Raw genomic sequence first — 26,079 nt, 5'->3', positions numbered from 1 at the left:
ATCTGTTCCCCCATGAATCCCTCCCCCGCCTTGGCACCTGCCGCACCCACGGTCCTGGCGCCTCTCATCCCCCAGCGCGCCGACCCGCACCTCACGCGGCACACCGACGGCTGGTATTACTTCACCGCCTCCGTGCCGGCCTATGACCGCATCGAACTGCGCCGGGCCCGCCGCTGGCAGGATCTGGCGCAGGCCGAGACGGTCACGGCCTGGCAGAAGCCGGATACCGGCGCGTGGTCCGAGCTGGTGTGGGCGCCGGAGCTGCACCATCACGACGGCGCCTGGTACGTCTACTTCGCCGCTGCGCCCAGCCGGGCGATTGTGGGTGGCCTGTTCCAGCATCGCATGTATGCGCTGCGCAATCCGTCGCCCAATCCACTGGAGGGCGAGTGGACCTTCCTGGGCCAGGTGGCGACCGGGCTGGACAGCTTCAGCCTGGACGCCACCACCTTCTCGCATCGCGGCCAGTTGTATTACCTGTGGGCGCAGAAGGACCCCGCGATTGCGGGCAATTCCAATCTGTATATCGCGCCCATGAGCAACCCGTGGACGCTGGCGGGCCCTCCGGTGCTGCTCTCCCGGCCGGAATATGACTGGGAGTGCCGCGGCTTCCTGGTGAACGAGGGGCCGTCGGTGCTCAAGCGCAACGGCAAGGTCTTCATCAGCTACTCCGCCAGCGCCACCGACCAGAACTACGCCATGGGCCTGCTCTGGGCGGACGAGCAAGCGGACCCGCTGGACCCCGCCAGCTGGCACAAGTCCCCCACCCCGGTACTGACCACCAGCCCCACCCAGCCCATCTTCGGCCCGGGCCACAACAGCTTCAGCCTGGACGAGGACGGGCAGACCGTGCTGCTGGTCTACCACGCCCGCACCTACACCGAGATCGAGGGCGACCCGCTCTGGAACCCGGACCGCCACACCTTCGTCAAGCGCCTGTGCTGGGACGCCCAGGGCATGCCGGTCTTTGGCGACGCCGGCCTGGCGGATTGAAGCCCGGCCGCCCGCCACGCGATGCCCTGGGCGCCGCCTGACCCATCTGTGACCGACCTGCGACAGACCATATCGATTTCGATATCAGACCGTTGAAACAATTGATTTGATCAGCATCGCCGTCATGCCTAGCATGGCCGCCAACGGGGCAGGACCCCAGCGAACTTCAGAAGGACCCATGACAGAGGCTAAGAAAACCAGGAAGCTCCGTTCCGCCGAGTGGTTCGGCACCCAGGACAAGAACGGCTTCATGTACCGGAGCTGGATGAAGAACCAGGGCATTCCGGACCACGAGTTCCAGGGCAAGCCCATCATCGGCATCTGCAACACCTGGTCGGAGCTGACCCCCTGCAACGCCCACTTCCGCAAGCTGGCAGAGCATGTGAAGCGCGGCATTCTGGAAGCGGGTGGCTTCCCGGTGGAGTTCCCCGTCTTCAGCAACGGCGAATCCAACCTGCGCCCCACCGCCATGCTGACGCGCAACCTGGCCAGCATGGACGTGGAAGAGTCCATCCGTGGCAATCCGATGGATGCCGTGGTGCTGCTGGTGGGCTGCGACAAGACCACCCCCGCACTGCTGATGGGCGCGGCCAGTGTGGACCTGCCCACCATCGTGGTCACCGGCGGGCCCATGCTCAACGGCAAGCTCGGCGGCAAGAACATCGGCTCCGGCACGGCGGTGTGGCAGCTGCATGAGCAGGTCAAGGCCGGCGAGATCTCCATGCATGACTTCATCGCCGCCGAAGCGGGCCATTCCCGCTCCGCCGGCACCTGCAACACCATGGGCACCGCCAGCACCATGGCCTGCATGGCCGAATCCCTGGGCACCTCCCTGCCCCACAATGCCGCCATCCCGGCGGTGGACGCCCGCCGCTATGTGCTGGCCCACCTCTCCGGCATGCGCATCGTGGACATGGTCTGGGAGGACCTGAAGCTGTCCAGGATCCTGACGCGCGAGGCGTTCGAGAACGCCATCCGCACCAATGCCGCCATTGGCGGCTCCACCAATGCGGTGATCCACCTCAAGGCCATCGCCGGCCGCATGGGTGTGCCGCTGGAGCTGGAAGACTGGACCCGCATCGGCCGTGGCACGCCCACACTGGTGGACCTGCTGCCCAGCGGCCGCTTCCTGATGGAAGAGTTCTACTACGCTGGCGGCCTGCCCGCCGTGCTGCGCCGCCTGGGCGAAGCCGACCTGCTGCCGCACAAGGACGCCCTGACCGTCAACGGCCGCACCCTGTGGGAGAACTGCCACGACGCCCCGATCTACGACGACGAAGTGGTGCGCCCCATCGCCAAGCCCCTGATTGCGGACGGCGGCATCTGCGTGCTGCGCGGCAATCTGGCCCCCCGCGGTGCGGTGCTCAAGCCTTCGGCCGCAACGCCCGAGCTGATGCAGCATCGTGGCCGTGCCGTGGTCTTCGAGGACTTCGACGACTACAAGGCCCGCATCATGGATCCGGCCCTGGAGGTCGACAAAGACTCGGTGCTGGTCATGAAGAACTGCGGCCCGCGCGGCTACCCCGGCATGGCCGAGGTGGGCAACATGGGCCTGCCGCCCAAGCTGCTGGCCCAGGGCATCAAGGACATGGTGCGTATCAGCGACGCCCGCATGAGCGGCACCGCCTACGGCACCGTGGTGCTGCATGTGGCGCCCGAGGCCAAGGCCGGTGGCCCGCTGGCGGTGGTGAAGGAAGGCGACTGGATCGAGCTGGACTGCGCCAACAACCGCCTGCACCTGGACATCTCCGACGCCGAATTGCAAGCTCGCCTGGACGACTGGGCTGCCCGCCAACAGCCGGACCCGGCCGACGCCAGCGGCTACCGCAAGCTGTATGTGCAACACGTGCTGCAGGCCGATGAAGGCTGCGACTTCGACTTCCTGAGGGGTTGCCGCGGCTCGGCAGTGCCACGGCACTCGCACTGAAGGGAAGTTCTGAAGGATGGGCCCCAGGGCCCCTGGACATGACGTCTGCGCAGCGGTTGCGGGCGCCGTGCCCAGGGGCCTTGTTGCAAGCGCCCTTCGCAAGTGCCCTTCGCAAGTGCCAGAACGTGGCATTGAGTGGCATTGCGAGCCATTGAGTAACGCCATTGCGCCTTGGGGGCTTGCCGCCATGGAAACGACAACAACAGATGGAGACGACATGAAGAAGACCTTGCTGGCCCTCGGCCTGGCGAGCGCATCCGCGCTGACGCCCGCCCTGGCGCAGTCCACCGCGCCGGCGCCGGGCGCCATGACCCCAGCCGCCGCCACCGTGCAGGTGAGCATCGCCGCGGACCAGCCCGGCCCGGTAATCCACCGCAACGTATACGGCCAGTTTGCCGAGCACCTGGGCACCGGCATCTACGAGGGCATGTGGGTGGGGCCGGACTCGAAGATCCCCAACGTGCGCGGCTGGCGCAAGGACGTGGTGGGCGCCCTCAAGGCCCTGAAGGTGCCACTGGTGCGCTGGCCGGGGGGCTGCTTCGCCGACGAATACCACTGGCGCGACGGCATCGGCCCACGCAGCAAGCGGCCGGTGAAGGTCAACACCAACTGGGGCGGCGTGCCCGAGAACAATGCCGTGGGCACGCACGAGTTCTTCGACCTGGTGGAGCAACTGGGTGCCGAGGCCTACGTGAATGGCAACCTGGGCACTGGCAGTGCGCAGGAAATGTCCGAATGGATCGAATACATGACGGCCGAGGGCAACTCCACCCTGGCCCAGCTGCGCCGCAAGAACGGCCGGGACAAGCCGTTCCGCCTGCATTACTTCGCCATCGGCAATGAGGCCTGGGGCTGCGGCGGCAACATGTCGCCCGAGTATTACGTCAACCTGTACCGGCAGGTGGCGACCTTCCTGAAGACGCCGGAGAACAACCGGCCCAAGTTCATCGCCAGTGGCGGCAACGCCGACGACACCCGCTGGACGGAAGTGCTGAGCGCGCAGCAGAACGTCTACTTCCCCTTTGACGCCATCAACCACCACTATTACGTCTTCTCCGGCGGTGCCTGGGAGAAGAAGGGCCATGCGGTGGGGTTCAAGGAAGAGGAATGGCTCTCGCTGCTCTCCTACACCCAGGAGTTCGAGAACGTCGTCAAGGCGGATATCGCCATCCTCGACAAGAACGACCCAAAGAAGAAGCTGGGCCTCTACCTGGACGAATGGGGTGCGTGGTACCTGCCGGACCCCGGCTCCAATCCCGGCTTCCTGGTCCAGCGCAACACGCTGCGTGACGCGGTGCTGGCCGCCCTGCACTTCCACATGTTCCACCGGCATGCGGACCGCGTGCACATGACCAACATCGCCCAGATGGTGAATGTGCTGCAGGCCATGATCCAGACGGACAAGGACAAGATGGTGCTGACGCCGACATACCACGCGTATGCGATGTACACACCGTTCCAGGACGCAACGACCGTGCCGGTGAGCCTGAGCGACAACCCGACCTATGCGCTGGGCGGGCGGCAGATGCCCACGGTGAATGCCACGGCGGCACGGGGCAAGGATGGCAAGCTGTATGTGGCACTGGTGAACGTGAACCCGCGTGAGAGCGAGACGGTGCAGCTGGCGGTGCAAGGGGCTGGCGCCAGCAAGGCCATTGGGCAGGTGCTGAGCGCGGACAAGATGGATGCGGAGAACACCTTTGCCGCACCGGACACGGTCAAACCCAAGCCCTACCAGGCCCAGGCCAGCAACGGAAAGCTGGGGCTGACCTTGCCGCCGAAGTCGATTGTGGTGGTGGCGGTGGAGTGATGGGCGGCAGGCAGGGGTGCCATGTCGATGGGCAGCACCCCTGCCTGCCGAGCAATCCTGAGGGGACGCTGGCTTTGGCGTCCTGAAGCGAGGCATTGATGCGTCGTGATTTTCTTCGGCGATGCCTGTGCGGCACCGCAGCCGCTTCAGCCGCCTCAGCCGCCTGCGGACCGGTATTTGCGGGGCTCTTGGCGAAAGACGCTCCGGCCGGTTCGGCGTCGGCTTCCGACTTGGCAGGAAACGCCCTGCCGGTTCCCCTGTCCAGCGTCCGGCTGCTGGAGGGCCCGTTTCTCGCCGCTCAGCAGACCGACCTGCGCTACCTCATGGCGCTCAATCCGGACCGACTGCTCGCGCCCTTCCTGCGCGAAGCCGGCCTGCCGCAGCAGGCGCCCGCCTACGGCAACTGGGAGAGTTCCGGCCTGGATGGCCACATGGGCGGCCACTATGTATCCGCCTTGGCGTTGATGTGGGCCGCCACCGGTGACGCGGCCGTGCAGGCGCGGCTGCGCCAGACACTGGCCGTCCTGCAGCGCTGCCAGCAGGCCCATGGCGATGGCTACCTCGGTGGCATTCCGGACGGCAAGGCGGCCTGGACGGCCATCGCGCGGGGAGAGCTGCGGGTGGACAACTTCTCGGTCAACGGCCGCTGGGTGCCTTGGTACAACGTCCACAAGACCTTTGCGGGTCTCAGGGACGCCTGGCTGCTGGCCGACGAACCGGCGGCGCGGGTCATGTTCCTCGCGCTGTGTGATTGGGCCGACCGGCTGCTGAGCCCGCTCAGCGATGCGCAGCTTCAGGACATGATGCGCGCCGAGCACGGCGGCATGAACGAGGTGCTGGCCGATGCGCACCGGATGACTGGCGAGATGCGCTACCTGCGCCTGGCGCAGCGGTTCAGCCACCTGGCGCTGCTGCAGCCCCTGCGTGAATCACGGGACGCGCTGACGGGGCTGCATGCCAATACGCAGATCCCGAAGGTGATCGGCTTTGCGCGCATCGCGCAGGAGCTGTCTCAGACCGGGAAAGGGGGCGAGCCGAAGGCCGACACCGATGCCGACTGGCTCGCACCGGCCCGCTTTTTCTGGCGCACCGTTGCCGAGCGCCGCAGCGTCGCCATCGGCGGCAACAGCGTCAAGGAACACTTTCATCCGCTGGAGGACTTCCAACCCATGCTGGACGAGGTGGAAGGCCCCGAGACCTGCAACAGCTACAACATGCTGAAGCTGACGGAGCTGCTGCAGGCCCATGCGGTGGATGACCGTGAGCGCGCGGCTTATGCCGACTTCCACGAGCGCACGCTGTTCAACCACATCCTTGCCTCGCAGCACCCGGACGGTGGTTTTGTCTATTTCACACCAATGCGCCCGCAGCACTACCGCGTGTATTCGCAGGTGGACCTGGGCATGTGGTGCTGCGTGGGCTCCGGGTTGGAGAGCCATGCGCGGCACGGGCAGTTCATCTATTCGCGCTCGGCCACGCGTGGCACGGCGCTGGCCGACCACCGCGATGCAGGTGGCACCGCCCTCCGGGGCGCCACGGGAGACACCGGGCCCCTTGGGCGCCAGGCGATGGGCGATGAAGGTGTTGCATCGATCTGGCTGAACCATTTCATCGCCTCGCGGCTGGTGCTTGAAGATGTGGACATCGCACTCCGCCAGGAGACCCGCTTCCCTGATGAACCACGGACCCGCGTGCACATCGAACGCGGCGGCCACTTCACGCTCCGGTTGCGTATCCCCGGCTGGACCGGGGCGAAGGCGCGGTTGCGGATCAACGGCAAGACGGTCCCGCTGACCCTCACGCCGGGCGACTACCTGCCCTTGAATCGCGACTGGGCCACCGGCGACCTTGTGGAGCTCACGCTGCCAATGGCCACTCGGCTGGAACCGATGCCGCAGCTGCCGCGCTATGCGGCCGTGATGCATGGGCCCATCGTCCTGGCCGCGCGCACCATGCCCATCCCCGGCGAGCGGCTGCAGACGCGGGCCGGCGATGCCCGCATGGATCACATCGCCCAGGGCACTCGCCTGCCGCTGGCGACGGCGCCATGGCTGGTCAGCGCGGCGCGCGACAAGGCCCGCGCCATCCGTCGCCTGCCCGCGCGAGACCTGCAGTTCAGCACTGCCGAGCTGTTGCAGGGCCCGGATGCATCCCGCGCACTGAGCCACACCTTGGTGCCCTTCTTTCGTCTGCATGACAGCCGCTACGTCATCTACTGGCCGCACGGCACGCCGATCGAGGCTGCGAACGAACGCAAGCGATTCGCGGCCGAGGAACGTGAGCGGCTGGCCCTGCAGGCGCGCACGGTAGACGCAGTGGCTCCCGGTGAACAGCAGCCGGAGAGCGACCACGGCTTTGAGGGCGAAGGCGTGGAGACCGGGCTCAACCAGGGGCGGCGCTGGCGTCACGCCACGGTGTGGATGGTGTATCGGCTGAACGACCCCAGCCGCGAAGGCAAGCTTCTGCGCCTGGGCCTATGCGGCCTGGATGATGGGCGGCGCTTCGCCGTTGAACTCAATGGGCGTGTGTTGCGCGCCATGACGCTCCAGGCACCGGCAGATTCGGCCAACGGGTTCTACAACCTCGACCTGCCGATTCCGGATGACTGGCCTCGGCCGGCAGACGGCAGCCTTCGGGTCAGGCTGGTGGCCGAGCCGGGATCGGTGGCGGGAGGGCTGTACGACCTGCGCCTGCTGAAGTTGGCGCCGGCGCCGGTCAATTAGTCCCGCCTGCACCACCTGCCCCAGGGAGATACCCGCCCCCCGGACCCCGGAGGCATACAAACCCTGATATCAATCACAGCATCATCGATCTCCGAAATGTGATTGGATGTGCATGCCTTCCCTGCCTACGATGCGACCCACCTCACCTGTGTGTCGGAAACCTCGGCGCACGCATATTCATTCCAACGAGGAGACAAAGCATGAAGACATTCCGTCGGCAACTGCTCGCCCTGGCCGCCCTCGGCCTGACCCTGGGCGCCAGCGCCCTCACCCCGGCCCTGGCGGCGGACAAGCCGCTGGTCCTGGGTTTCTCCCAGGTCGGCGCGGAAAGCGAATGGCGTACCGCCAACACCAACTCCATCAAGGACGCGGCCAAGCAGGCCGGCGTCACCCTGAAGTTCGCTGACGCCCAGCAAAAGCAGGAAAACCAGGTCAAGGCCATCCGCAGCTACATCGCGCAAAAGGTGGATGTGATTGCCTTCTCCCCGGTCGTGGAAACCGGCTGGGACACGGTGCTGCGTGAAGCCAAGGCCGCCAACATCCCCGTGATCCTCACCGACCGCGCCGTCAACGTCAGCGACCCCTCCCTGTACGTCACCTTCATCGGCTCGGACTTCGTCGAGGAAGGCCGCAAGGCCGGCAAGTGGGCCATTGAATGGGCCAAGAAGAATGCGCCCACTGGCGACGTGAACATCGTCGAGCTGCAGGGCACCGTGGGTTCCGCCCCGGCCATCGACCGCAAGAAGGGCTTCGAGGAGGCCATCAAGGCCGAACCACGCCTGAAGATCCTGCGCTCCCAGTCCGGTGACTTCACCCGCGCCAAGGGCAAGGAAGTCATGGAAGCCTTCCTGAAGGCCAAGGACAAGAAGATCCACCTGCTGTTCGCGCACAACGACGACATGGCCATCGGCGCCATCCAGGCCATCGAGGAAGCCGGCCTGAAACCCCGCAAGGACATCGCCATCGTCTCCATCGACGGTGTACGCGGCGCCTTCGAAGCCATGGTGGCCGGCAAGCTGGACGTGACCATCGAATGCAACCCGCTGCTGGGTCCGCAGTTGATGCAGCTGGCCAAGGACGTGAAGGCCGGCAAGACGCTTCCCAAGCGCATCACGACCGAGGAAGGTGTGTTCGCCGCCGACGTCGCGGCGCAGGAACTGCCCAAGCGCAAGTACTGATCCGGAGAACGGGCCCGGCGCAGGCACGCCGGTGCCCGGTGGCATCAAAGGAGAACGGTTTGCGGCATAACGGATCAGCACCGGTGTTGGTGCTGGAAGGCATCAACAAGGGCTTCCCGGGCGTTCAGGCACTCACGGGCGCAGGCCTGCGCCTGTTCGCCGGGGAAATCCATGCGCTGATGGGCCAGAACGGCGCGGGCAAGTCCACGCTGATCAAGGTGTTGACCGGCCTCTACGCGCCGGACGCCGGCAGCATCCACCTGCAGGGCGGCCCCATTGCCCCGCGTTCCACCGCGCAGGCGCAGGACCTCGGCATCAGCACCGTCTATCAGGAGGTGAACCTCTGCCCCAACCTGTCGGTGGCGGAAAACCTCTTCATCGGCCGCTACCCCAAACGCTTCGGCCAGATCGACTGGAAGCGCATGCGCGCCCGTTCCCGCGAGCTGCTGGCGGAACTGGAGCTGGACATCGAGGTGGAAGCACCGCTGGCCCGCTACTCGCTGGCGGTGCAGCAGATGGTGGCCATTGCGCGCGCGCTCAACATCTCCGCCCAGGTGCTGATCCTGGACGAGCCGACCTCCAGCCTGGATGAGGCCTCCGTCCAGCACTTGTTCCGCGTGATGCGCCGCCTGCGCGAGCAAGGCATGGCCATCCTGTTCGTCACCCACTTCCTGGACCAGGTGTATGCCGTCTCCGACCGCATCACCGTCATGCGCAATGGCCGCACGGAAGGTGAATACTGGGCCGCTGAACTGGGCCGGCTGGAGCTGGTGCAGAAGATGGTGGGCCCCCATGCGGCCTCCACCCACACGGCCCCGGACCACTGCGCCAGCGGCGGCGAAGCGGTGCTCCGCACCCATGGCCTCGCCCGCCGGGGCGCCCTGAAGCCGATGGACCTGGAAATCCGCCGCGGCGAGGTCCTGGGCCTGTGCGGCCTGCTGGGCTCCGGCCGCACCGAAACCGCCCGCCTGCTCTTTGGCGCCGACAACGCCGATGCCGGCGACGTGGAAGTCAACGGCAAGCGCCAACGCTTCACCTCCCCGCGCCAGGCCATCGAGGCCGGGCTCGCCTTCTGCTCGGAAGACCGCAAGCTCGAAGGGGCGGTGCTGGCGCTCTCGGTGCGCGAGAACATCGTGCTGGCGCTGCAGGCCCGCCAGGGCTGGTGGCGTGCCATTCCCCTGAAGCGCCAGCGCGCCATGGCGGAAGACTATGTGCGCCGGCTGGGCATCAAGACGCCGGACATCAACACCCCCATCGGCCTGCTCTCCGGCGGCAACCAGCAAAAGGCCCTGCTGGCCCGCTGGCTGCTCACCCAGCCGCAGCTGCTGATCCTGGACGAACCCACACGCGGCATCGACGTCCGTGCCAAGGAAGAGATCATGAGCGAGGTTCGCCGCCTCTGTGCCGAAGGAGGTGCCGAGGACCGGCGCATGGCCGTGCTCTTCATCTCCTCCGAACTCCCTGAAGTGCTACGCTGCAGCGACCGCCTGATGGTGCTGCGCGACCGCCGTGCCTGTGGCGTCTACGAGCGTGGCCAGCTGAACGAAGACACCGTGCTGGAGGCGATTGCCGGCGATGGCGGAGACCCCACCCGTGATTGATTCCCTGCCCTTGCGCCCCCAAGACTCAGGAGCCGCAGGCGCACCCGCCCCTGCGCCCTCCGCTGCGACTTCCTCCGGATCCCCCTGGGCCGCCTGGCTCGCCACCCTGCATGAGCACCCGCTGCTCCGGCCGGTGCTGGCCCTGCTGATCCTGCTCACCGTCGACCTGATCTGCCTGCCGGGTTTTTGGCATCTGGAGATCAAGGACGGCCATCTCTACGGCCCGCTCATCGACATCCTGAACCGCGCAGCCCCGCTGATGCTGGCCTCGCTGGGCATGAGCCTGGTGATTGCCACACGCGGCATCGACGTGTCCGTGGGCGCGGTGGTGGCCATTGCCGCTACGGTGGCGGCCATGCTGGTCAACGCCAGGCAGCCGCTGCCGCTGGCCTATCTGGCGGCCCTGGGCGCCGCGCTGCTGTGCGGCGTCTGGAACGGTGTGCTGGTGGCGGGCCTCAAGCTGCAGCCCATCATCGCCACGCTGATTCTCATGGTGGCGGGCCGCGGCCTGGCGCAATTGCTGGCGGATGGCCAGATCATCACCGTCTACGAATCCTCCTTCTTCGTGCTGGGCAGCGGCTATGCGCTGGGCCTGCCGGTCTCGCTGTGGGTGGTGCTGGCGGTGGCGCTGGCCACCACGCTGCTGCTGCGCAAGACGGCGCTGGGCCTGTTCATCCAGGCGGTCGGCCTCAACCCGGTCGCCTCCCGCCTGGCGGGCCTGCGCACCGCCACGCTGATCTTCGGCTGCTACGTCTTTGCCGCCGTGTGTGCCGGGGCTGCGGGCCTGATGATCGCTTCCAACATCAAGAGCGCGGACGCCAACAACGCCGGCCTGTTGCTGGAGCTGGATGCCATCCTGGCAGTGACGCTGGGCGGCGCCTCCCTGGCGGGCGGCAAGTACCACCTGGCGGGCAGCCTGGTGGGCGCGCTGATCATCCAGACGCTCACCACCACCATCTACTCGCTGGGCGTACCGCCCGAGGTCAACATGGTGGTGAAGGCACTGGTCGTCTTCCTGCTCTGCATCCTTCAGTCGAATGAATGGCGCGCCATGCTCAAGCGCTGGAAGCGCCCGGGCGCGGCAGCGACGGGAGGCCGCTCATGAGTGCGTCGGTCAGCGCCTCGGCAGCGGCCGCCACCGTGCCAGCCCTCAACACGAGGACTGCCGCCAGCCACGGCCCTGGGCCCGGGCCAGGCCCGGCGCCCAAGCCACCGGCCCAGCGCCTGGCACGCCAGCTGTTGCGCTGGCTGCACCACCCCGCCTTCAGCGCCCAGATGACCGTGGTGCTTCTGGTGGTGCTGATCGCCACCGGTGGCGTGATGTACGACGGTTTCGCGGCGCCGCAGGTGATGCTCAACCTGTTGATCGACAACGCCTACCTGCTGGTGCTGGCGGTGGGGATGAGCCTGGTCATCCTGTCGGGGGGCATCGATCTCTCGGTGGGTGCGGTGCTGGCCTTGTCCACCACCGTGGCGGCCTGGCTGCTGCAGCAGGCGCACTGGCCGGCCCCCGTGGTGATGGCCGTGGTGCTGCTGGGCGGCACCGTGTTTGGCGTGCTGCAAGGGGCGCTGATCCATGTTTTCAAGCTGCAGCCCTTCATCGTGACACTGGCCGGCATGTTCCTGGCGCGTGGGCTCTGTTATTTGATCAGCGTCGATTCCATCACCATCAGTGATCCGACCTTTGTGCACATTTCGCAGATGCAGGTGGCGCTGCCCGGCGGCTTCCTGTCGCTCGGTGCCGTGATCGCCGTGGGTGTGCTGGCGGTGGGCATCTGGCTCGCGCACCGCAGCGGTTTTGGCCGGGCGGTGTATGCATTGGGTGGCAATGAATCGTCCGCCTTGATGATGGGCTTGCCGGTGGGCCGCACCAAACTCATGGTGTATGGCTTCAGCGGCTTGTGTGCGTCGCTGGGTGGTTTGCTGTTTGGCTTCTACATGCTGTCCGGTTATGGGCTCCATGCGCAGGGGGCTGAGCTGGACGCGATTGCGGCGGTCGTGATTGGCGGCACCATGCTCAGTGGCGGTTATGGCTATGTGGCTGGCGCGCTCTCCGGCGTGCTGGTGCTGGGCACCATCCAGACCTTGATCGCCTTTGACGGCACGCTCAGCTCCTGGTGGACCAAGATCGTGATCGGCGGGCTGCTGTTTGTGTTCTGTGTGGTGCAGCGCCTGCTGTCCCGTCCCGTATCCGGCGCTGGTTCAGCGCCTCCCTCCCCTGCTGCATGAAATCTCTGATCACCGGCGCCTGCCTGGCGCTGGCGGCCCTGGGTGTCGCCGGCACGGCGACCGCCGCCAATCCACTCTTCCCCAAGCTCTATACCGCGGACCCCGCCGCGCTGGTGGACAACGGGCGTGTGTACCTCTATACCGGCCACGACGAAGCCGCGCCCGACGGCAAGGACTTCGTCATGCATGAGTGGCGAGTGTTCTCGAGCTGCGACATGGTCCACTGGACGGACCACGGCGTGCCGATGAAGGCGCTGGACTTCCGCTGGGCCAAGGGCCGCGCCTGGGCGTCGGACATCACGCGGCGGGTGGTGGACGGCAAGCCGGTGTACTTCTTCTACACCACGGTGGAACACGCCACGATTCCGGGTTTTGCCGTGGGCGTGGCCACGTCTGCCAGCCCGACGGGCCCCTTCAAGGACGCCCGCGGGTCCGCCCTGATCACCAACGACATGACCACGCAGACCAACATCGCGTGGGACGACATTGACCCGGCGGTGTTTGTGGATGACGACGGGCAGGCCTATCTGTACTTCGGCAATACGGTGCTGAAGTACGTGAAGCTCAAGCCCAACATGATCGAGCTGGATGGGCCCATCCAGACCGTGACGGTGAAAGACTTCACCGAGGCCTCGTACGTGCACAAGCACAAGGACCGCTACTACCTGAGCTATTCGCAGCACTTCCCGGAAGAGACGGCCTACATGACGGGCCCATCAGCGACCGGACCGTGGACGCCGGGCGGCGTGATCATGGAGAAGAACACCGGCACGCCGACCATCCACCAGGCCATCGTGGCGTTCAACGGGAAGTCCTACATCTTCTATCACAACGCCCAATTGCCAGGCGGTGGGGAGTTCCGGAGGTCGGTGGCGGTGGAGGAGCTGAAATACCGCGCAGATGGGCGCATCGAGCCGGTCGCGCAGACCGAGCACGGGCCCGCATCGAATCCGTCGGCGGGATGCCGATGAACTTCACCCTGATAGCGGAACGGGTTGCATCTGAAGTGGCCCAATTAAGTAGTTTTGCCACACTTATATTTGTACAAGATCGACATATATAGGTAATTACGCTACCCACAGGCTGAGGCGGAGACTGCCTTCACACCTCAACTTTGGATAGCAAATCATGGCTACTACCCTCTCTGATGCCGCACAGCTCACTCGTTACTGTGGCGCTCCATCAAAGATCGGCCTTTCACTGATCTTCGCCGCAGTCCTGGCGGCATGCGGCGGCGGCGGCTCTGACACCCACCCCGTTGCCACCAACAATGGCAGTGCCACCGCAGAGGTCGGGCAGCCTGACGACGGCGCTGTCCCGCCCGAAGATTCGAACCCTCCGATCACGGCAGAAGGCGCAACCACCCCTAGCGCGGGCCCTCTGGCCAATCTTGCTGGCCGCACCCCACATTCACCGCTGCGGCCCTTTGGTTCGCGGGTCCTGACGGCTACGGCGGATGCGCCTCTGGGCCAACTGACGCCCGATGTTCCCGGCGCGCTGAACATGACACGCATCGACGTCGGACAGACCCATATGCTGCCGAACGGCGTTCGGCACTGGGCAGCGGACCATTCGCCGAAGGGCCGCGAAGAAACACTGCGACTCAAGCCCTTCCAGACCGCGTTGGCCGTGATCGACCTGTCTGCCAAAGATGCCGTGAACCCCGAGGTGGAAGCCTGGTCCGGCGGTGACTTCATCGGCTCGGTCCCGCTGAACCCACCCTCAGTCCAACCCAAGACAGAAGACAACGGACCGGCTTACCGTGCGGGCAGCTATAGCGCTGTTCTGCCGGCCAACTTCATCGAACGGAACGTTCAACTGAAGGTCAGTGCCACCAACTACGCCGCCGGGAACGCTTTGCCGCTGGATGTGACGGGCGACAGCGCTGCAGACATCCGCGTTCTGCCCTTCTTCTACTTTGGCGCGACCGAGGAGAACAGCGGTCGCCCCATCGCCACGGCTGCCCAACCTTCCCTGGAGACCGTGCGCGAACTCCGGGCCAGGCTGCCCATGTGGGCCACCGTGGAGGCGCACCCAGCGGGCAAGGTCGTGATGAACACCGTCTCACTGCCGCCCAACGGAACCCTGCCCGCCCGCATCGCTCGAAACGCGGACGCCCCCGGCTTTAACGCACTGACGTACGGCATCGTTTTTGGCGATCGAGTGATCAAGGCCAACGGCCAAGACGCCATGGGCGTATTCAACTATGCACCTGTGGCCTATCGCTACGCTGATGGCCACGTGAAAAGCAGCAATACCGGTGGTGTTGCCTACCTGGGTGGGGTGGTCGCTTCCGGCGACTGGGACTTTGCCGGCGTTTTCATCCATGAGATGGGCCATGCTTTCGGTGTTCGCCACACCAACGAAGGGTATACGATGGATTTGTACCCTTATCCCCGTGGCAGCCTGAAGGGGTCCACCTGGGGTTGGGACAGCTACCATTCGCTGCTGCTCCCATCATTTGCGCCGCCGACGGCGAGCCTGGGCAAGAGTTGCCTGACCGACACCACGTTGCTACGCGACGAGGAAGGCCGCTGCATCAAGCAAGACATCATGCAGGGCGGATCCGGTTGGCAGGCCAAGGGGCAACGGTTCGGCCCGGTGGCCGATTTCACCGCCGCCATGATGCAACGGAATGTGGGCGAGCGGATCGTTGCACCGCTCGGCGAGGACAGTCAGGGCAATGCCACCTTCCAGCGGTTGAACGTTGACACCCGCGAGTACGAAGCCTTCACGCCCGCCGATCCGCACAACGGGGCCTACGGCATCGCCCGCGGCCTGCCGCAGAAGATGAATGTGCCGGTCTACTCGGTGCTCATGTCGTTCAGCATGACCAATCCGGAAGCCAGCCAGGTTTACGACCTCCTGCACTACAACGGCAACCTGCTCCACACGATGGATCCCACCAAGGCCGAAGACCTTGCAGCGATCCGACCTAACGGCAAGGGCAAGTACCAGCACTACTGCTATCAATACGGCTGCGACTTCACCCTGCATGTGAGCTATGCCGACGGCAGCCAGCACTACCAGGTGGTCAAGGACGGGCTGCGCCCGTGGTGGAGCCCGATGTCCGACGTCACTGAGGCATCACAGAACCCGCTGAACTCATCGAGCTTCAGGAACATGGTTCTGAACGTGCCCGGCGACAAGCGCTTGACCAAGGTTGAACTCCTCTACACGCCCAAGGCTTGGGAAGGGATCCCTGTGAACCCACGCATCCTGGTGTCTCGCGACTTCTAAGCGGCAGGCAACCTCGCAAGAATGCCGACCCCTTCGGGGGTTGGCATTGAGCTTTAGTACAACGACTTTGCCACGCCCCTCACCTCCAGCAGCAGGGCCCTGGCCCCTGGCGACAACAGATGACCTTCCCGCGTGATGATGCCGAACGCATCCATCGCACAGGGCAACTCGATCGGCAGGATGGCCAGCGCCTGCAGCGAGGCGTAGTACTTCGCCACTTCCAGCGGCATCACATGCAGCGAATCCGTCTGCTGCAGCAAGGCCGTGATCACCAGCAGGGCCGTGGTGTCCACCGCATTTGCTGGCGGCTCCAGCGCGGCGCGGCGGAACATCAGTTCCCAGCGGTGGCGCAGAACGCTGCCCGGTGGGGGCAGGATCCAGGGCTGCGTGGCCAGGTCGGCCAGCGTCAGGTCATCACGCGTCAACAGCGGATGCCCCAGTCGAGCCACCGCGCAGGCCGGCTCTCCGGTCAGCTCTTCATAGTGCAGGCCACCCGAACCGTCCTCTTCCAGGATCCGGCCGATCATGAAATCCAGCACCCCGCGCTGCAGCAGGTTCAACAACACCTTGCTGGTCTCCAACTGCACGCCGATGCGCAGCAAGGGCGCCGTGGTCTTGATTCGCGCAATCGCCTTGGGCAGCAGAGACATGCCCGGCGTCATGATCACGCCCACATCCACCTGTCCGGTCAGCCCCTTCTTCAACGCCACGATGTCGTCGTGCGCGGCCGCCAGGCTGGTCAGCGCCATGCGCGCGTGGCGGATCATGGTCTCGCCAAACAAGGTCGGCTCCATGCCTCTGGGCAGGCGCTCGAAGAGCTTCACCTCCAGCATGTCTTCCAGGTCCTTGAGCTGCTTGGAGGCCGCAGGCTGGGTCATGCACAGCGCCTCGGCAGCACGGTGGATATTGCGGTGGTCGTCCAGTGCGATCAGCAACAGCAGCTGGCGCGTCTTCAGCCGCGCGCGCAGGAACCAGTTGGGATTGGGAGCGTCGTCCATCGAGTTCAGAGTCGGTGCCGGGGGGCAGATGGTTGCTTGATAGGTGCCTGGTGATCAAGCCAGATCCACGATGCCTTTGGAAGACAGCACGTTGCTCAAGTCATCGTCCGTCTCCTGCAATTGCACCAGCGTGGCCTGCCGCGCCCCCAGCGGGTCGCGGTTGCGGATCGCCGTCAGGATGGCCTCGTGGCGCGGCAACGAAAGTTCATGAGTGTTGGGCAACTGGCTGCTCAGGATGATCGACTCCCGCAACGCCAGCGAGAGCATGTTGCCGATGTAGGCCATCAGGTCGTTGCCCGTGGCCTCGGCAATGCGGCGGTGAAAAGCCAGGTCCGGTTCCAGCAGCTCTTCCACATCGGTGGCCGCCGCCATGCCGGCAAACGCTTCCTCGATCCGCTTCACCTCGTCCTCGGACGCGGCCCGCGCCGCCAGCGCCGCGGCGGCCGGCTCAAAGATCCGCCGCACTTCCATCAAGGTGTTGAGGAACTCCTGCTGCGGCTTGGTCTGGATCAGCCAATACAGCACGTCCGGATCCAGCAGATGCCACTCATTGCGCGGCCGCACCAGCGCACCGGCCCGCTGGCGCGACACCACCAGGCCCTTGGCCACCAGCACCCGCACCGCTTCACGCAGCACCGGCCGGCTGATTTCGTAGCGCTCCAGCAGTTGTGGCTCGGCGGGCAGGCGGTCACCGGGCTTGAGCTCGCCGGACACGATCGCCAGCCCCAGGTCGCTGACGATGCGGCCGTGCATGCTCTTGCCCTCAGGCTGACGGCGGTAGGTGGAATGGTCGGCACGGGTCTTCATCGGGCGGCAGGCTATCACGGCTGGCTCCCCCTGGCGCCGGGCTCACCGGAAGGTGGCGACAAAACCGCCACGGGCGCCCAGGGTGAGAAGATGCAGACCGCCCGGCGCCACAGCGCGGCTGTCGAAGTCCCGAGGCCCCTCCCCGCTGATGATCAACCGCCCCTCCCGCTGGTCGATCTCCGGCAGGTAGGCCCGAATCTCCCGGGCTTGGTCGTCCGCATTGATACCTGCCACCACCCAGCGGTCGCCCGCCCGGCGGGCCAGCACCAGCCAGCGGCCCGGCTCGCCGCCCAGGAACCTGACGTCGTCCCAGCGGCGCGGCAGCTCCCGCAGGAAGTCCTTCACCTCGGTCGGCACCGGGGCCATGCCCTCGGGCGTCTCGGCGTAATGCTGCACGCTGGAGAGCAACAGTACCGACAAGGCCAGTTCGAACCCGTTGGTGGTGGCCCGCTGGATGTTGGGGATGTCCCCGAAAACCAGCGGAGTGAAGTCCATCGGGTCGTACAGGTTGCGCGCAAACGGCAGCATGGCCAGGTGGCGCACCACGGCGTCCTGGTCCTTCTGCTCGAAGGTGGTGAACTCGAAGCCCTTCACCGCCTCCGTGGTCATCAGGTTCGGAAAAGTCCGTGCCCAGCCGCGCGGCAAGGTGGCGCCGTGGAAGTTGAGCAGCAGGCCCTCGGCGGCCGCGTCCTTCATGATGTCCACGTAATACTGGATCATGGACTGGCCGTCGCCACCGAAGAAATCGATCTTCAGGCCCTTCACTCCGGCCTGCCGCAGCCGCTTGAACTCGGCGCGGCGGTCGGCGGCCTTCAGCAACCGGCTCTTGGGCGTGTAGGTGGTCTTGTTCCAACTGCCCGAGGAGTTGTACCAAAGCCAGAGACCCACGCCCTTGCCTTGCGCGTAGCGCACCAGTTCCTCCATCCGCTTCCAGCCGATCTTGCGGTCCCAGTCCGCATCGATCAGCGTGTAGGGCCAGTGCATGTCGGCGGCGTAGTCGATGAAGCGCTTTTGCACGTCGTACACCGTCCCGTCGTCCTTCAGCAGGGCCCAGCTCCAGGAGGCCGGGCCCGGTTGGAGGCGGTCGGCGGGGAATGCAATGGCCGGCGCGGCGAGGTCGGTGCCCAGCGTGGACGTCATGACGGTGGGCAGTGCACCCATGCTGATCACCCGCCAGGGCGAGGTCAGCGTACCCCGCACATCGGCCAACAGGCCGCCGCCGGGAAACACTTCCGCCGGCATCGGCTGGCCGATCCGGTATTCACCGCCCGGTGCCTCAGCCTGCAGCCGGGACGCCTGCCAGGTGCCGTCCAGGCCAGCCTCGGTGATGACGACCCAGGTGGTTTCCGGTCCACGCCGACCGGCCGGGTTCTCCGTGGTGTCTACGGAAGCGGACCGGCTGCAGCCTGGAGAGGCGACTGACGGGCTGCTGGCGCCATGGCAGGGATCGGGGGAGTAGTTGAGGCGGAACAATGCGGGAAACACCCAGCCGGCCGGCGACGGCGATGTTTCACCCACCGGTATGTCCATCCGGTAGTGCTCTTCATACGCCGGGTTGGTGTTCATCCAGCCGGTCTGGGCCACCTGCATCGGCTGCATCCAGGCACGGCCCGGGATCAGCCTGAAGCTGGTCAGCTCCTCCACCAATTGCTTGCGAGCCGGCTCCGCGCCCGCCACACGGTAGCGGAAGGCCACGCCGTCATCGAAGGCGCGAAAGTCCAGCTCAAGAACCTGCCCCTGTGGATTGCTCACTGCGCAGGTCCTCGCGCGGTAGCCGTTGTCCACCTGGCTGCGCTTGCCGATCAAGGCATAGCGTTCCCGAGCATTCAGCGTGGGCCCGCAGCGCAGGTCCTTCAAGCCTTCGTCCCAGACGGCGCCCTTCAGCCGCAGCCCCAACCGGGCCGCCTCGATCAACGGCGCACCGCCAGCGTCGGCGTAGTAGATCAGGCGCCCCTGGGGGTCCAACTGGACAGACACATGGGCATGGTCGTGAGGGCTGCCAAGGCCGAAGCTTTCGGTCGGCCTGGTCTGGGCCTGGGTAGGCGCAGCCAGAACAGGACCCAGCACCAGGAGAGCGAAGACACGGGCCGACCTCATCGCCGACCTCATCGCCGACCTCATCGCCGACCTCATCGCCCACCTCATCGCCGACCTCATCGCCCACCTCATCGCCGTGATGCTGCGGCTGGTGGTCTTCATGGCTGGCTCCCCTGCACCGGCCCATCCGGCTGCGGCTCCCCAAACACCGGGAAGCCCTCCGCGTTCCAGCCAAACGGCTGCACCCGCGCATGCCGGTTGGGATCATGCAGCGGGTCGCCCACGATGTCGCGGTAGTTGCGGGCGTGATAGACCAGCAGGTCGGTACCGTCCGGCGCGGTGGTGAAGCTGTTGTGGCCGGGGCCGAACTGGCCATTGGCGCTTGCAAAGACCGGCGTGGGGGACTTCCGCCAACTCGCGGCGTCCAGCAGGTCCGCCCCCTCATCGGCCCACAGCAAGCCCATGCAGTAGTGGTGATCAGTCGCTGCGGCCGAATAGCTGATGAAGATACGGCCATGGCGCCGGAGGACCGCCGGCCCTTCGTTCACCGCAAACCCGATGCGCTCCCAGTCATGGGTGGCCTCGCTGATCAAGGTCGGCGCGCCGCCCAGCGTCCACGGGTTCACCAGCGGCGCCAGGTAGATGTTGGTCTTGCCGGCGCGTGAGGTGTCCGCCTCGGCCCAGCTCAGGTAATGGGTGCCACGATGCTCGAAGGTGGTGGCGTCCAGGGCAAAGTCGTCCAGCGGAGTCTTCAGCTGGCCCCGTTCCACCCACTCGCCTTGCACCGGATCGGCATGGGTGTTCTCCAGCACATGGATGCGGATCTTCCAGATGTCGTCCCGCTCCCCGGCGGCGAAGTAGACGATCCAGCGGCCCTCCACCCGGTGCAGCTCGGGCGCCCAGATGTGCCAACTCGCGGGCCCCTGCGGGTGGCGGCGCCAGATGATGTGCGGCGCTGCCGCAGCGAGGCCGGCGATGCTGGTCGCGCTGCGCAGCTCGATGGCGTCAAAGCCGGGCAAGGAACCGGTGAACCAGTACCGGCCCCCGTGTTGTGAGATCTGCGGGTCTGCCCGTTGCGGGATCAGAGGATTTGTCCAGTTCATCAGCGCCGTACCTTCCTCAAAGCCTTGTTCACCTGCTTCTCGACATCCGCCTGCACCTCCCCCACCGGCTTGTTGGAGATGAGGAGATTGGCCACGTCCTCGCCGATCAGCAGTTCCACGGCCCGCTGTGTCGGCACATTGCCAGGCAGCGCGGTGCCGGTGCGGGTGATCTCTTCCAACCCCTGGCGGAAGGGCAGGCGGCGGAAGCTGTCGCTGGCCGCCACCGTGCGGCTGACCGGCAGGTGCCCGGTTCGAGACCATTCCGCGCCCCGCTTCCAGATGAACTGCAGCAGCTTCACGGCCGCCTCCTGCTGCTCCGGCGTGGCCGCTCCGCCCTTGAACAGCGCCCAGCTGTGACCATCGGCAAAGGTCGCGGGGCGCGCGTAGAGCTGCGGGAACGGCACCACCGTGTAGCCCCCCTTCAGCGGCGACGCGGGCCGCGCGGCCTCGCGCATGAACTGGTCGATGGTCCAGGTGCCCACCACCACCACGCCCGCTTCGCCGTTCAGGAAGGCCTGATTGGCGCCGCCATAGTCCAGGTTGGGTTTCACCAGGCCTTCCGCATACAGCTGCTGCATCAGGCTCAACGCGTTGACCACTTCCGGCTGATGCATGTTGATGCTGCGGCCGTCAGCGCTGAAGAGATGGGCCTCCTGCTGCGCCAGCAAGGTCTGGAAGGTGCGATGCGTCGCCGCCGTTTCCTTGGCCACCGCCCAGGCAAAGAACGGCTTGCCGGTGCGGGCCTTGAATTGCCGCGCCATGGCCAGCAGCTCCTGCGGGGAATGCGGCAGCCGGGGTTTGCCATCCGTGCCCATCAGCCCGGCCTGCGCCATCAGTGTGGTGTTGATGTGCCAGAGCCAGGCCCAGGTGTCGAAGGGCAGCGCGTAGATCTGGCCATCGAAGGTGACGCCCTTTCGGGCGTGGGCGGTGAAGTCGTCCACGGGCACGCCCAGGCGCGCCAGGTCCTGGTCCAGCGGCAGCACCAGCCGGCGGCGCACGTAGTCGCCCAGGGCGGACTCGTGCATCACCGCCACGGTCGGAATGTCCTTGGCCACCAGGCGGGCGGTGAGCTGGTCGTAATACGGCGCCCATTCCGCCACCTGCGTCCGCACCACGATGTGGTCGGTGTTGGTGGCGTTGAACTCGTTCACCAGCGCGGTGACGATGCCGCACTCGCCCACGCCCTGGCTGGCATCGTTCACGGCCCCGAACTTGGCCTCGCAACTGCCGAAGAACCGCATCAGCGTGATCTCGGTCTTGAGGGGCGTGTTGGCCTGCTGGTTACCGCAGCCGGCCACCATGGCGACCGCAGCCATCACGCCGCACAGCGCCCTGCCGCGCAGCGTCCAACCCGTGCCCGCCATGCCCGACTTGTCCACCATGCCTGCGTTGCCCACCATGTCTGCGTTGCCCGCGTTGTCTGCGTTGCCCGCGTTGCCCGCGTTGTCCGCGTTGCCCGCGTTGTCCGCGTTGCCCCCCAGGTGCCGCACCGCGGCCGCCCACAGTCGTTGGAAGCGCCTCATCGCCCCGTCCCCGCCACCGCCGTGACCAGTTGCTTCTGGAAGCTCAGGTAGATCAGCAGCACCGGCAGCCCGGCAAACACGGCCTGCGCCATCAGGAAGCCCAACCCTTCGGACTGCGCAAAGTTGGTCTGCGTGGACGCCAGCCCTCGGGTCAGCGTGTACATCTCCGGCTGTGTCGCAATGACCAGCGGCCACAGATAGTCGTTCCAGCAGGCCAGGAAGGTGAAGATGCCCAAGGTGGCCTGCGCCGGCAGCGTCAGCGGCAGCACCACCTTGAAGAAGGTCTTGAAGCGCGAGGCGTTGTCCAGCATCGCCGCCTCCTCCAGGTCGATGGGCACGCCCTTGAAATACTGCGTCATCAGGAACACCCCGAACGGTGCGGCCAGCCCGGGCAGCGCCAGGCCCGCATAGGTGTTCTGCAGGCTCCATTCCGAGAACAGCCGGTGCAGCGGGATGAACACGGACTGCGCCGGCACTGCCAGGCCAAACAGCACCAGCGCAAAAAGCCAGCGCCGCCCCGGAAACTCGCAGCGCGCAAAGCCATAACCGGCCAGGGACGAGAGCACCAGCACACCGACGGTCTGCAGCAACGCCACGCCCGCGCTGTTGGCCAGCCAGCGGAACACCTGCGAGGTCTGCAGGATGTCCAGGTAGTTGGCCAGCGTGTAGGGCGGCGCCAGGAACACGTCGGTGCGCACCATCAGCAGCTCGTTGGGCTTGAAGGAAAGCGCCAGCACCCACGCCAGCGGCAGCATCCACAACGCGGCCAACAGCACCAGCGCGGCCATCACGAAGCGGTCGAACCAGCCACGGCGAAGCATCGGGTTCATCGCACACCTCCCGCGCGGTCGTTCCGTTCCAGCCACAACTGCACCGAGACACCGGCCAGCATCACCAGCAGCAGCACCTGCGAGGCGGCCGTGGCGTAACCCAGCGACAGCTGCATGAAGGCCTGTTCATAGATGAACTGCACGATCGGGCGCGTGGTGTTGTTGGGCCCGCCATTGGTCATCAGCATGACCTGCGGGAACACCTGGCATTGCCGGATCACCTCGATCACCGCCACCAGCGCGATGGTGCGCTTGAGCGATGGCAGGGTCACGTGGGTGAGCGTGCGCCAGCGGCTGGCGTTGTCCAGCGCGGCTGCTTCATACATCTCGGAAGGAATCTGCTGCAACGCGGACAGGAACAACATCATCGGCAGGCCGATGATCCACCACACCGTGACCAACGCCAGCGTGGGCAGCGCCAGCGCGTCGCTGGTCAGCCATTGCAGCTGCGGCAGGCCCAGGGCGGCAAAGCCCTGGTCCACCATGCCGCGGCCGGGCATCAGCGCCAACTGCCACACCAGCGTGATCAGCGTCACCGAGAACACACTTGCCGCAAAGAAGATGGCCCGCAGCACCGCCGCCAGGCGGCCGGGCCGGTTCAGCGCGATGGCCAGCGTGAGCGACAGCACCACGAAGATGGGCACGCTGATCATCACAAAGCGCAGCGTGTTCCACACCACCTGGTGGAAGACGTCGTCCTCCCACAGTTCGCGATAGTTCTGCAGGCCGATGAAGAAACTGTCGTTGGAGAGCAGGTCGTGGTCGTGGAAACTGATGATCCAGCCCTTGACCAGCGGCCAGAGCAGCAGCAGCGCATACACCACCAGAAAGGGCAGCACGAACAAGGCGTTGGACGCCTGGGACGCGCGCAGCCCCACCGCCGGCGAGGAGAGCCGCCCCAGCGGGCCGCCCGCCTTCGGAGCCGCGCCGGAGAGCGAGGCGCTCATGCAGCCACCTCTTCGCGCTCGCTGGCGTGGTGGGCCAGGCCCTGGGCGTCAAAGAGATGGGTTTCGGCGATGGTCAGGGCCAGTTGAACCGATTGGCCGGCCGCCAGCGAAGGCGCCCCGCCCTGCTCCGGCACGGTGGCAACCACCAGCGTGCCATCGGCCACACGAATGTGGGCCAGGGTCCGCTCGCCCAGGAATTCTACGATCTCCACCGTGCCCGGCAGTGGGCCGCGCGCGTTCACCACCAGGTGTTCCGGACGAATGCCCAGTGCCAGCTCCCGGCCGGCCAGGTCTGGGCCGGCCACCTGGGTGACCAGTTCCTGACCACCCGGCAGCAGCACCGCGACACGCCCTTCGCGGTCCCCGAGCCGGCGCACCTGCAGGAAGTTCATGCCCGGCGTGCCGATGAAGCCCGCGACAAACCGCGTCGCGGGCCGGCGATAGAGCTCGGCGGGGGCAGCCACCTGTTCGATGCGGCCCGCATTCATCACCACGATGCGGGTGGCCAGCGTCATGGCTTCGATCTGGTCGTGGGTCACGAACACCATGGTGGCGCCCAGCCGGCGGTGCAGCTGCGCCAGCTCCAGCCGCGTGCGGCCGCGCAGTGCAGCATCCAGGTTGGACAGTGGCTCGTCGAAGAGGAAGATGGCTGGCTCTTTCACCACCGCCCGCCCGATGGCCACGCGCTGGCGCTGCCCTCCCGAGAGCTGGCCGGGCTTGCGCGCCAACAAGGCATCGAGCTCCAGCATGCGAGCCGCTTCGGTGATGCGGCGGTTGATCTCCGCCTCCGCCACGTTCACGTTGCGCAGGCCGAAGGCCAGGTTCTCCCGCACCGTCATGTGCGGATAAAGCGCGTAGTGCTGGAAGACCATCGCCAGCTGGCGCTGGCCCGGCGGTGCCTGGGTGACGTCCTCGCCACCGATGAGGATGCGGCCGCCGGTCACTTCCTCCAGCCCGGCGATCATGCGCAGCAGGCTGGTCTTGCCGCAGCCCGACGGGCCGAGGAACACGATGAATTCACCTGGCGCCACGTCGAGCGACAGATCCGGTATGACCTGCACCGCGCCATAGCGCTTGCAGATCTGCTCCAACTTGAGGGCTGCCAACGGAATGTCTCCTGATATTTATAGTGGCGGCAGAACAGCGGTGAAGAGAGGGACGGTCAGAGCATGGGCCAGCCGTCCTCGGTCCATCGCAACTCGTCCAGGCGGAGCTTGGGCCGGCCGCCGTCTTGCGCGTCGTAGGCATGCCGCACGATCCAGCGGCCCACCACATCCTGGTGGCCCGGCCCGATCCAGCGGCCGGCGCCCTGCTCCACCACCGTGCCGCCGCCGTTCATCATGTCCACACCCGCCTGGTCCACGAACGGCCCCTGCGGGCTGCGCGCGCGGCCCACGCGAATGTTGTAGGTGCTGTTGAGACCCCGGCAGCAGAAATCAAACGAAGCAAACAGATAGACCCATTCACCCCGGCGCCACAGCGTGGGGGCCTCGATGCCGCCCTTGCGTCGCGCCATGAACCGGGTCTCGCCACGTGGCCGCAAGCTCTGTGGGTCCAGCTCCACCACCCGCAGGCCGCCCCAGAAGGAGCCATAACTCAGCCACAGGCGGCCATCCGTGTCGGCCAGCACATCCGGGTCGATCGCATTGAAATCGTCGGTCTCCACGCTGGCCTGCACCAGGCCGTCGTCCCGCCAGGGCTGGCCCTGCAGCGCGGTGCTGCTGGCCAGGCCAATGGCCGAGCGGTTCTTGCCGAAGGTGGAGATGGAATACATCAGCCAGAAGCGGCCCTTGTGCTCAAAGACCTTCGGCGCCCAGACATCCAGCCCCCGATGAGCCGGCACGGCGTCCGCCCACCAGGCGGGTGCCTGGTCAAACACTGGCGCCAGCCGCTCCCAATGCTGCCCATCGGACGAGCGCAGGTGCTGCACTCCCCGGCCGGTGGTGAAGACGTGGAACTGGCCGTCGACGACGATCAGCGAGGGGTCGTGCGCACCGGGGTTGGTCTCTACGGGTGAGGCGGCTGATGCCGGTGATGCCGGTGATGGCACTGATGCCGGCCCCACGGGCGCACAAGCCGCCGCCAGCAGGCCCGCAGCCAGCACGGTCGTCACCTTCGCGATCGCCATCAAGG

At 66.3% G+C, this 26,079-nt stretch carries 19 protein-coding genes; 10 read left to right on the top strand and 9 right to left on the bottom strand.

The genetic code is table 11. The features are described 5' to 3' along the window. Positions 1-12 precede the first annotated feature (12 nt). The 10 genes from BMY53_RS15970 to BMY53_RS15925 all read left to right on the top strand — a co-directional run bounded on the left by BMY53_RS15970 (position 13) and on the right by BMY53_RS15925 (position 15,701). Positions 13-993, top strand: a complete 981-nt coding sequence (locus tag BMY53_RS15970) for a glycoside hydrolase family 43 protein (protein ID WP_092947493.1) — start codon at positions 13-15, stop codon at positions 991-993. Between the two features lie 178 nt (positions 994-1,171). Then, complete coding sequence (locus BMY53_RS15965; RefSeq protein WP_092947492.1) at positions 1,172-2,920, top strand: IlvD/Edd family dehydratase; 1,749 nt, start codon at positions 1,172-1,174, stop codon at positions 2,918-2,920. A 217-nt stretch (positions 2,921-3,137) separates the two neighbouring features. After that, entirely contained in the window at positions 3,138-4,730 is a 1,593-nt protein-coding gene (locus BMY53_RS15960) for an alpha-N-arabinofuranosidase (protein WP_092947491.1), read from the top strand. A 230-nt stretch (positions 4,731-4,960) separates the two neighbouring features. After that, positions 4,961-7,453 (top strand): glycoside hydrolase family 127 protein, encoded by a 2,493-nt coding sequence (locus tag BMY53_RS15955; protein ID WP_255370233.1) that lies wholly within the window; start codon positions 4,961-4,963, stop codon positions 7,451-7,453. Between the two features lie 200 nt (positions 7,454-7,653). Beyond that, positions 7,654-8,631: an ABC transporter substrate-binding protein gene (locus tag BMY53_RS15950; RefSeq protein ID WP_092947489.1), complete on the top strand. Its 978-nt coding sequence runs from the start codon at positions 7,654-7,656 to the stop codon at positions 8,629-8,631. A 59-nt stretch (positions 8,632-8,690) separates the two neighbouring features. Further along, positions 8,691-10,232 (top strand): sugar ABC transporter ATP-binding protein, encoded by a 1,542-nt coding sequence (locus BMY53_RS15945; protein ID WP_255370232.1) that lies wholly within the window; start codon positions 8,691-8,693, stop codon positions 10,230-10,232. Next, positions 10,228-11,337, top strand: coding sequence for an ABC transporter permease (locus BMY53_RS15940; RefSeq protein WP_404947883.1), 1,110 nt, complete (start codon positions 10,228-10,230; stop codon positions 11,335-11,337). The genes BMY53_RS15945 and BMY53_RS15940 overlap by 5 nt, the downstream gene beginning before the upstream one ends. A 170-nt stretch (positions 11,338-11,507) precedes the next feature. After that, positions 11,508-12,461: a galactofuranose ABC transporter, permease protein YjfF gene (gene yjfF / locus BMY53_RS15935; protein ID WP_092947601.1), complete on the top strand. Its 954-nt coding sequence runs from the start codon at positions 11,508-11,510 to the stop codon at positions 12,459-12,461. Beyond that, positions 12,458-13,432 carry a glycoside hydrolase family 43 protein gene (locus BMY53_RS15930; protein WP_092947486.1) on the top strand — a complete coding sequence of 325 codons (975 nt, stop codon included), beginning with the start codon at positions 12,458-12,460 and terminating at the stop codon, positions 13,430-13,432. The genes yjfF and BMY53_RS15930 overlap by 4 nt, the downstream gene beginning before the upstream one ends. A 157-nt stretch (positions 13,433-13,589) precedes the next feature. Continuing rightward, the gene (locus BMY53_RS15925; protein WP_092947485.1) at positions 13,590-15,701 is read left to right on the top strand and encodes a M66 family metalloprotease; all 2,112 of its coding nucleotides are present in this window, start codon (positions 13,590-13,592) and stop codon (positions 15,699-15,701) included. A gap of 53 nt (positions 15,702-15,754) precedes the next feature. Here BMY53_RS15925 and BMY53_RS15920 read toward each other — a convergent pair whose 3' ends face one another. From BMY53_RS15920 to BMY53_RS15880, 9 genes are all read right to left on the bottom strand, one after another. Continuing rightward, complete coding sequence (locus BMY53_RS15920; protein WP_092947484.1) at positions 15,755-16,699, bottom strand: LysR family transcriptional regulator; 945 nt, start codon at positions 16,697-16,699, stop codon at positions 15,755-15,757. Between the two features lie 54 nt (positions 16,700-16,753). Then, a complete protein-coding gene (locus BMY53_RS15915) occupies positions 16,754-17,506 on the bottom strand; it encodes a FadR/GntR family transcriptional regulator (RefSeq protein ID WP_092947483.1) in 753 nt (250 codons plus the stop codon). Between the two features lie 42 nt (positions 17,507-17,548). Continuing rightward, a complete protein-coding gene (locus tag BMY53_RS15910) occupies positions 17,549-19,603 on the bottom strand; it encodes a glycoside hydrolase family 97 N-terminal domain-containing protein (protein WP_092947482.1) in 2,055 nt (684 codons plus the stop codon). Positions 19,604-19,701: 98 nt separating this feature from the next. Continuing rightward, positions 19,702-20,646, bottom strand: coding sequence for a glycoside hydrolase family 43 protein (locus BMY53_RS15905; RefSeq protein WP_092947481.1), 945 nt, complete (start codon positions 20,644-20,646; stop codon positions 19,702-19,704). Then, a complete protein-coding gene (locus tag BMY53_RS15900) occupies positions 20,646-22,169 on the bottom strand; it encodes an extracellular solute-binding protein (RefSeq protein ID WP_092947480.1) in 1,524 nt (507 codons plus the stop codon). The genes BMY53_RS15905 and BMY53_RS15900 overlap by 1 nt, the downstream gene beginning before the upstream one ends. Continuing rightward, positions 22,166-22,999 carry a carbohydrate ABC transporter permease gene (locus BMY53_RS15895; protein ID WP_092947479.1) on the bottom strand — a complete coding sequence of 278 codons (834 nt, stop codon included), beginning with the start codon at positions 22,997-22,999 and terminating at the stop codon, positions 22,166-22,168. Before BMY53_RS15895 ends, BMY53_RS15900 begins: the two co-directional genes overlap by 4 nt. After that, on the bottom strand, positions 22,996-23,946 hold the full coding sequence (locus tag BMY53_RS15890; RefSeq protein WP_092947478.1) for a carbohydrate ABC transporter permease: 951 nt from the start codon (positions 23,944-23,946) through the stop codon (positions 22,996-22,998). The genes BMY53_RS15895 and BMY53_RS15890 overlap by 4 nt, the downstream gene beginning before the upstream one ends. After that, positions 23,943-25,052: an ABC transporter ATP-binding protein gene (locus BMY53_RS15885; protein WP_092947477.1), complete on the bottom strand. Its 1,110-nt coding sequence runs from the start codon at positions 25,050-25,052 to the stop codon at positions 23,943-23,945. The genes BMY53_RS15890 and BMY53_RS15885 overlap by 4 nt, the downstream gene beginning before the upstream one ends. A 56-nt stretch (positions 25,053-25,108) precedes the next feature. Further along, complete coding sequence (locus BMY53_RS15880; protein ID WP_177200908.1) at positions 25,109-26,074, bottom strand: arabinan endo-1,5-alpha-L-arabinosidase; 966 nt, start codon at positions 26,072-26,074, stop codon at positions 25,109-25,111. Positions 26,075-26,079: the final 5 nt, after the last annotated feature.

It is taken from the genome of Roseateles sp. YR242 (assembly GCF_900109745.1).
GTDB lineage: Bacteria > Pseudomonadota > Gammaproteobacteria > Burkholderiales > Burkholderiaceae_C > Roseateles.
The sequence above is the reverse complement of the archived record's forward strand: the minus strand, read 5'-3'. Positions and strand labels throughout refer to the sequence as shown.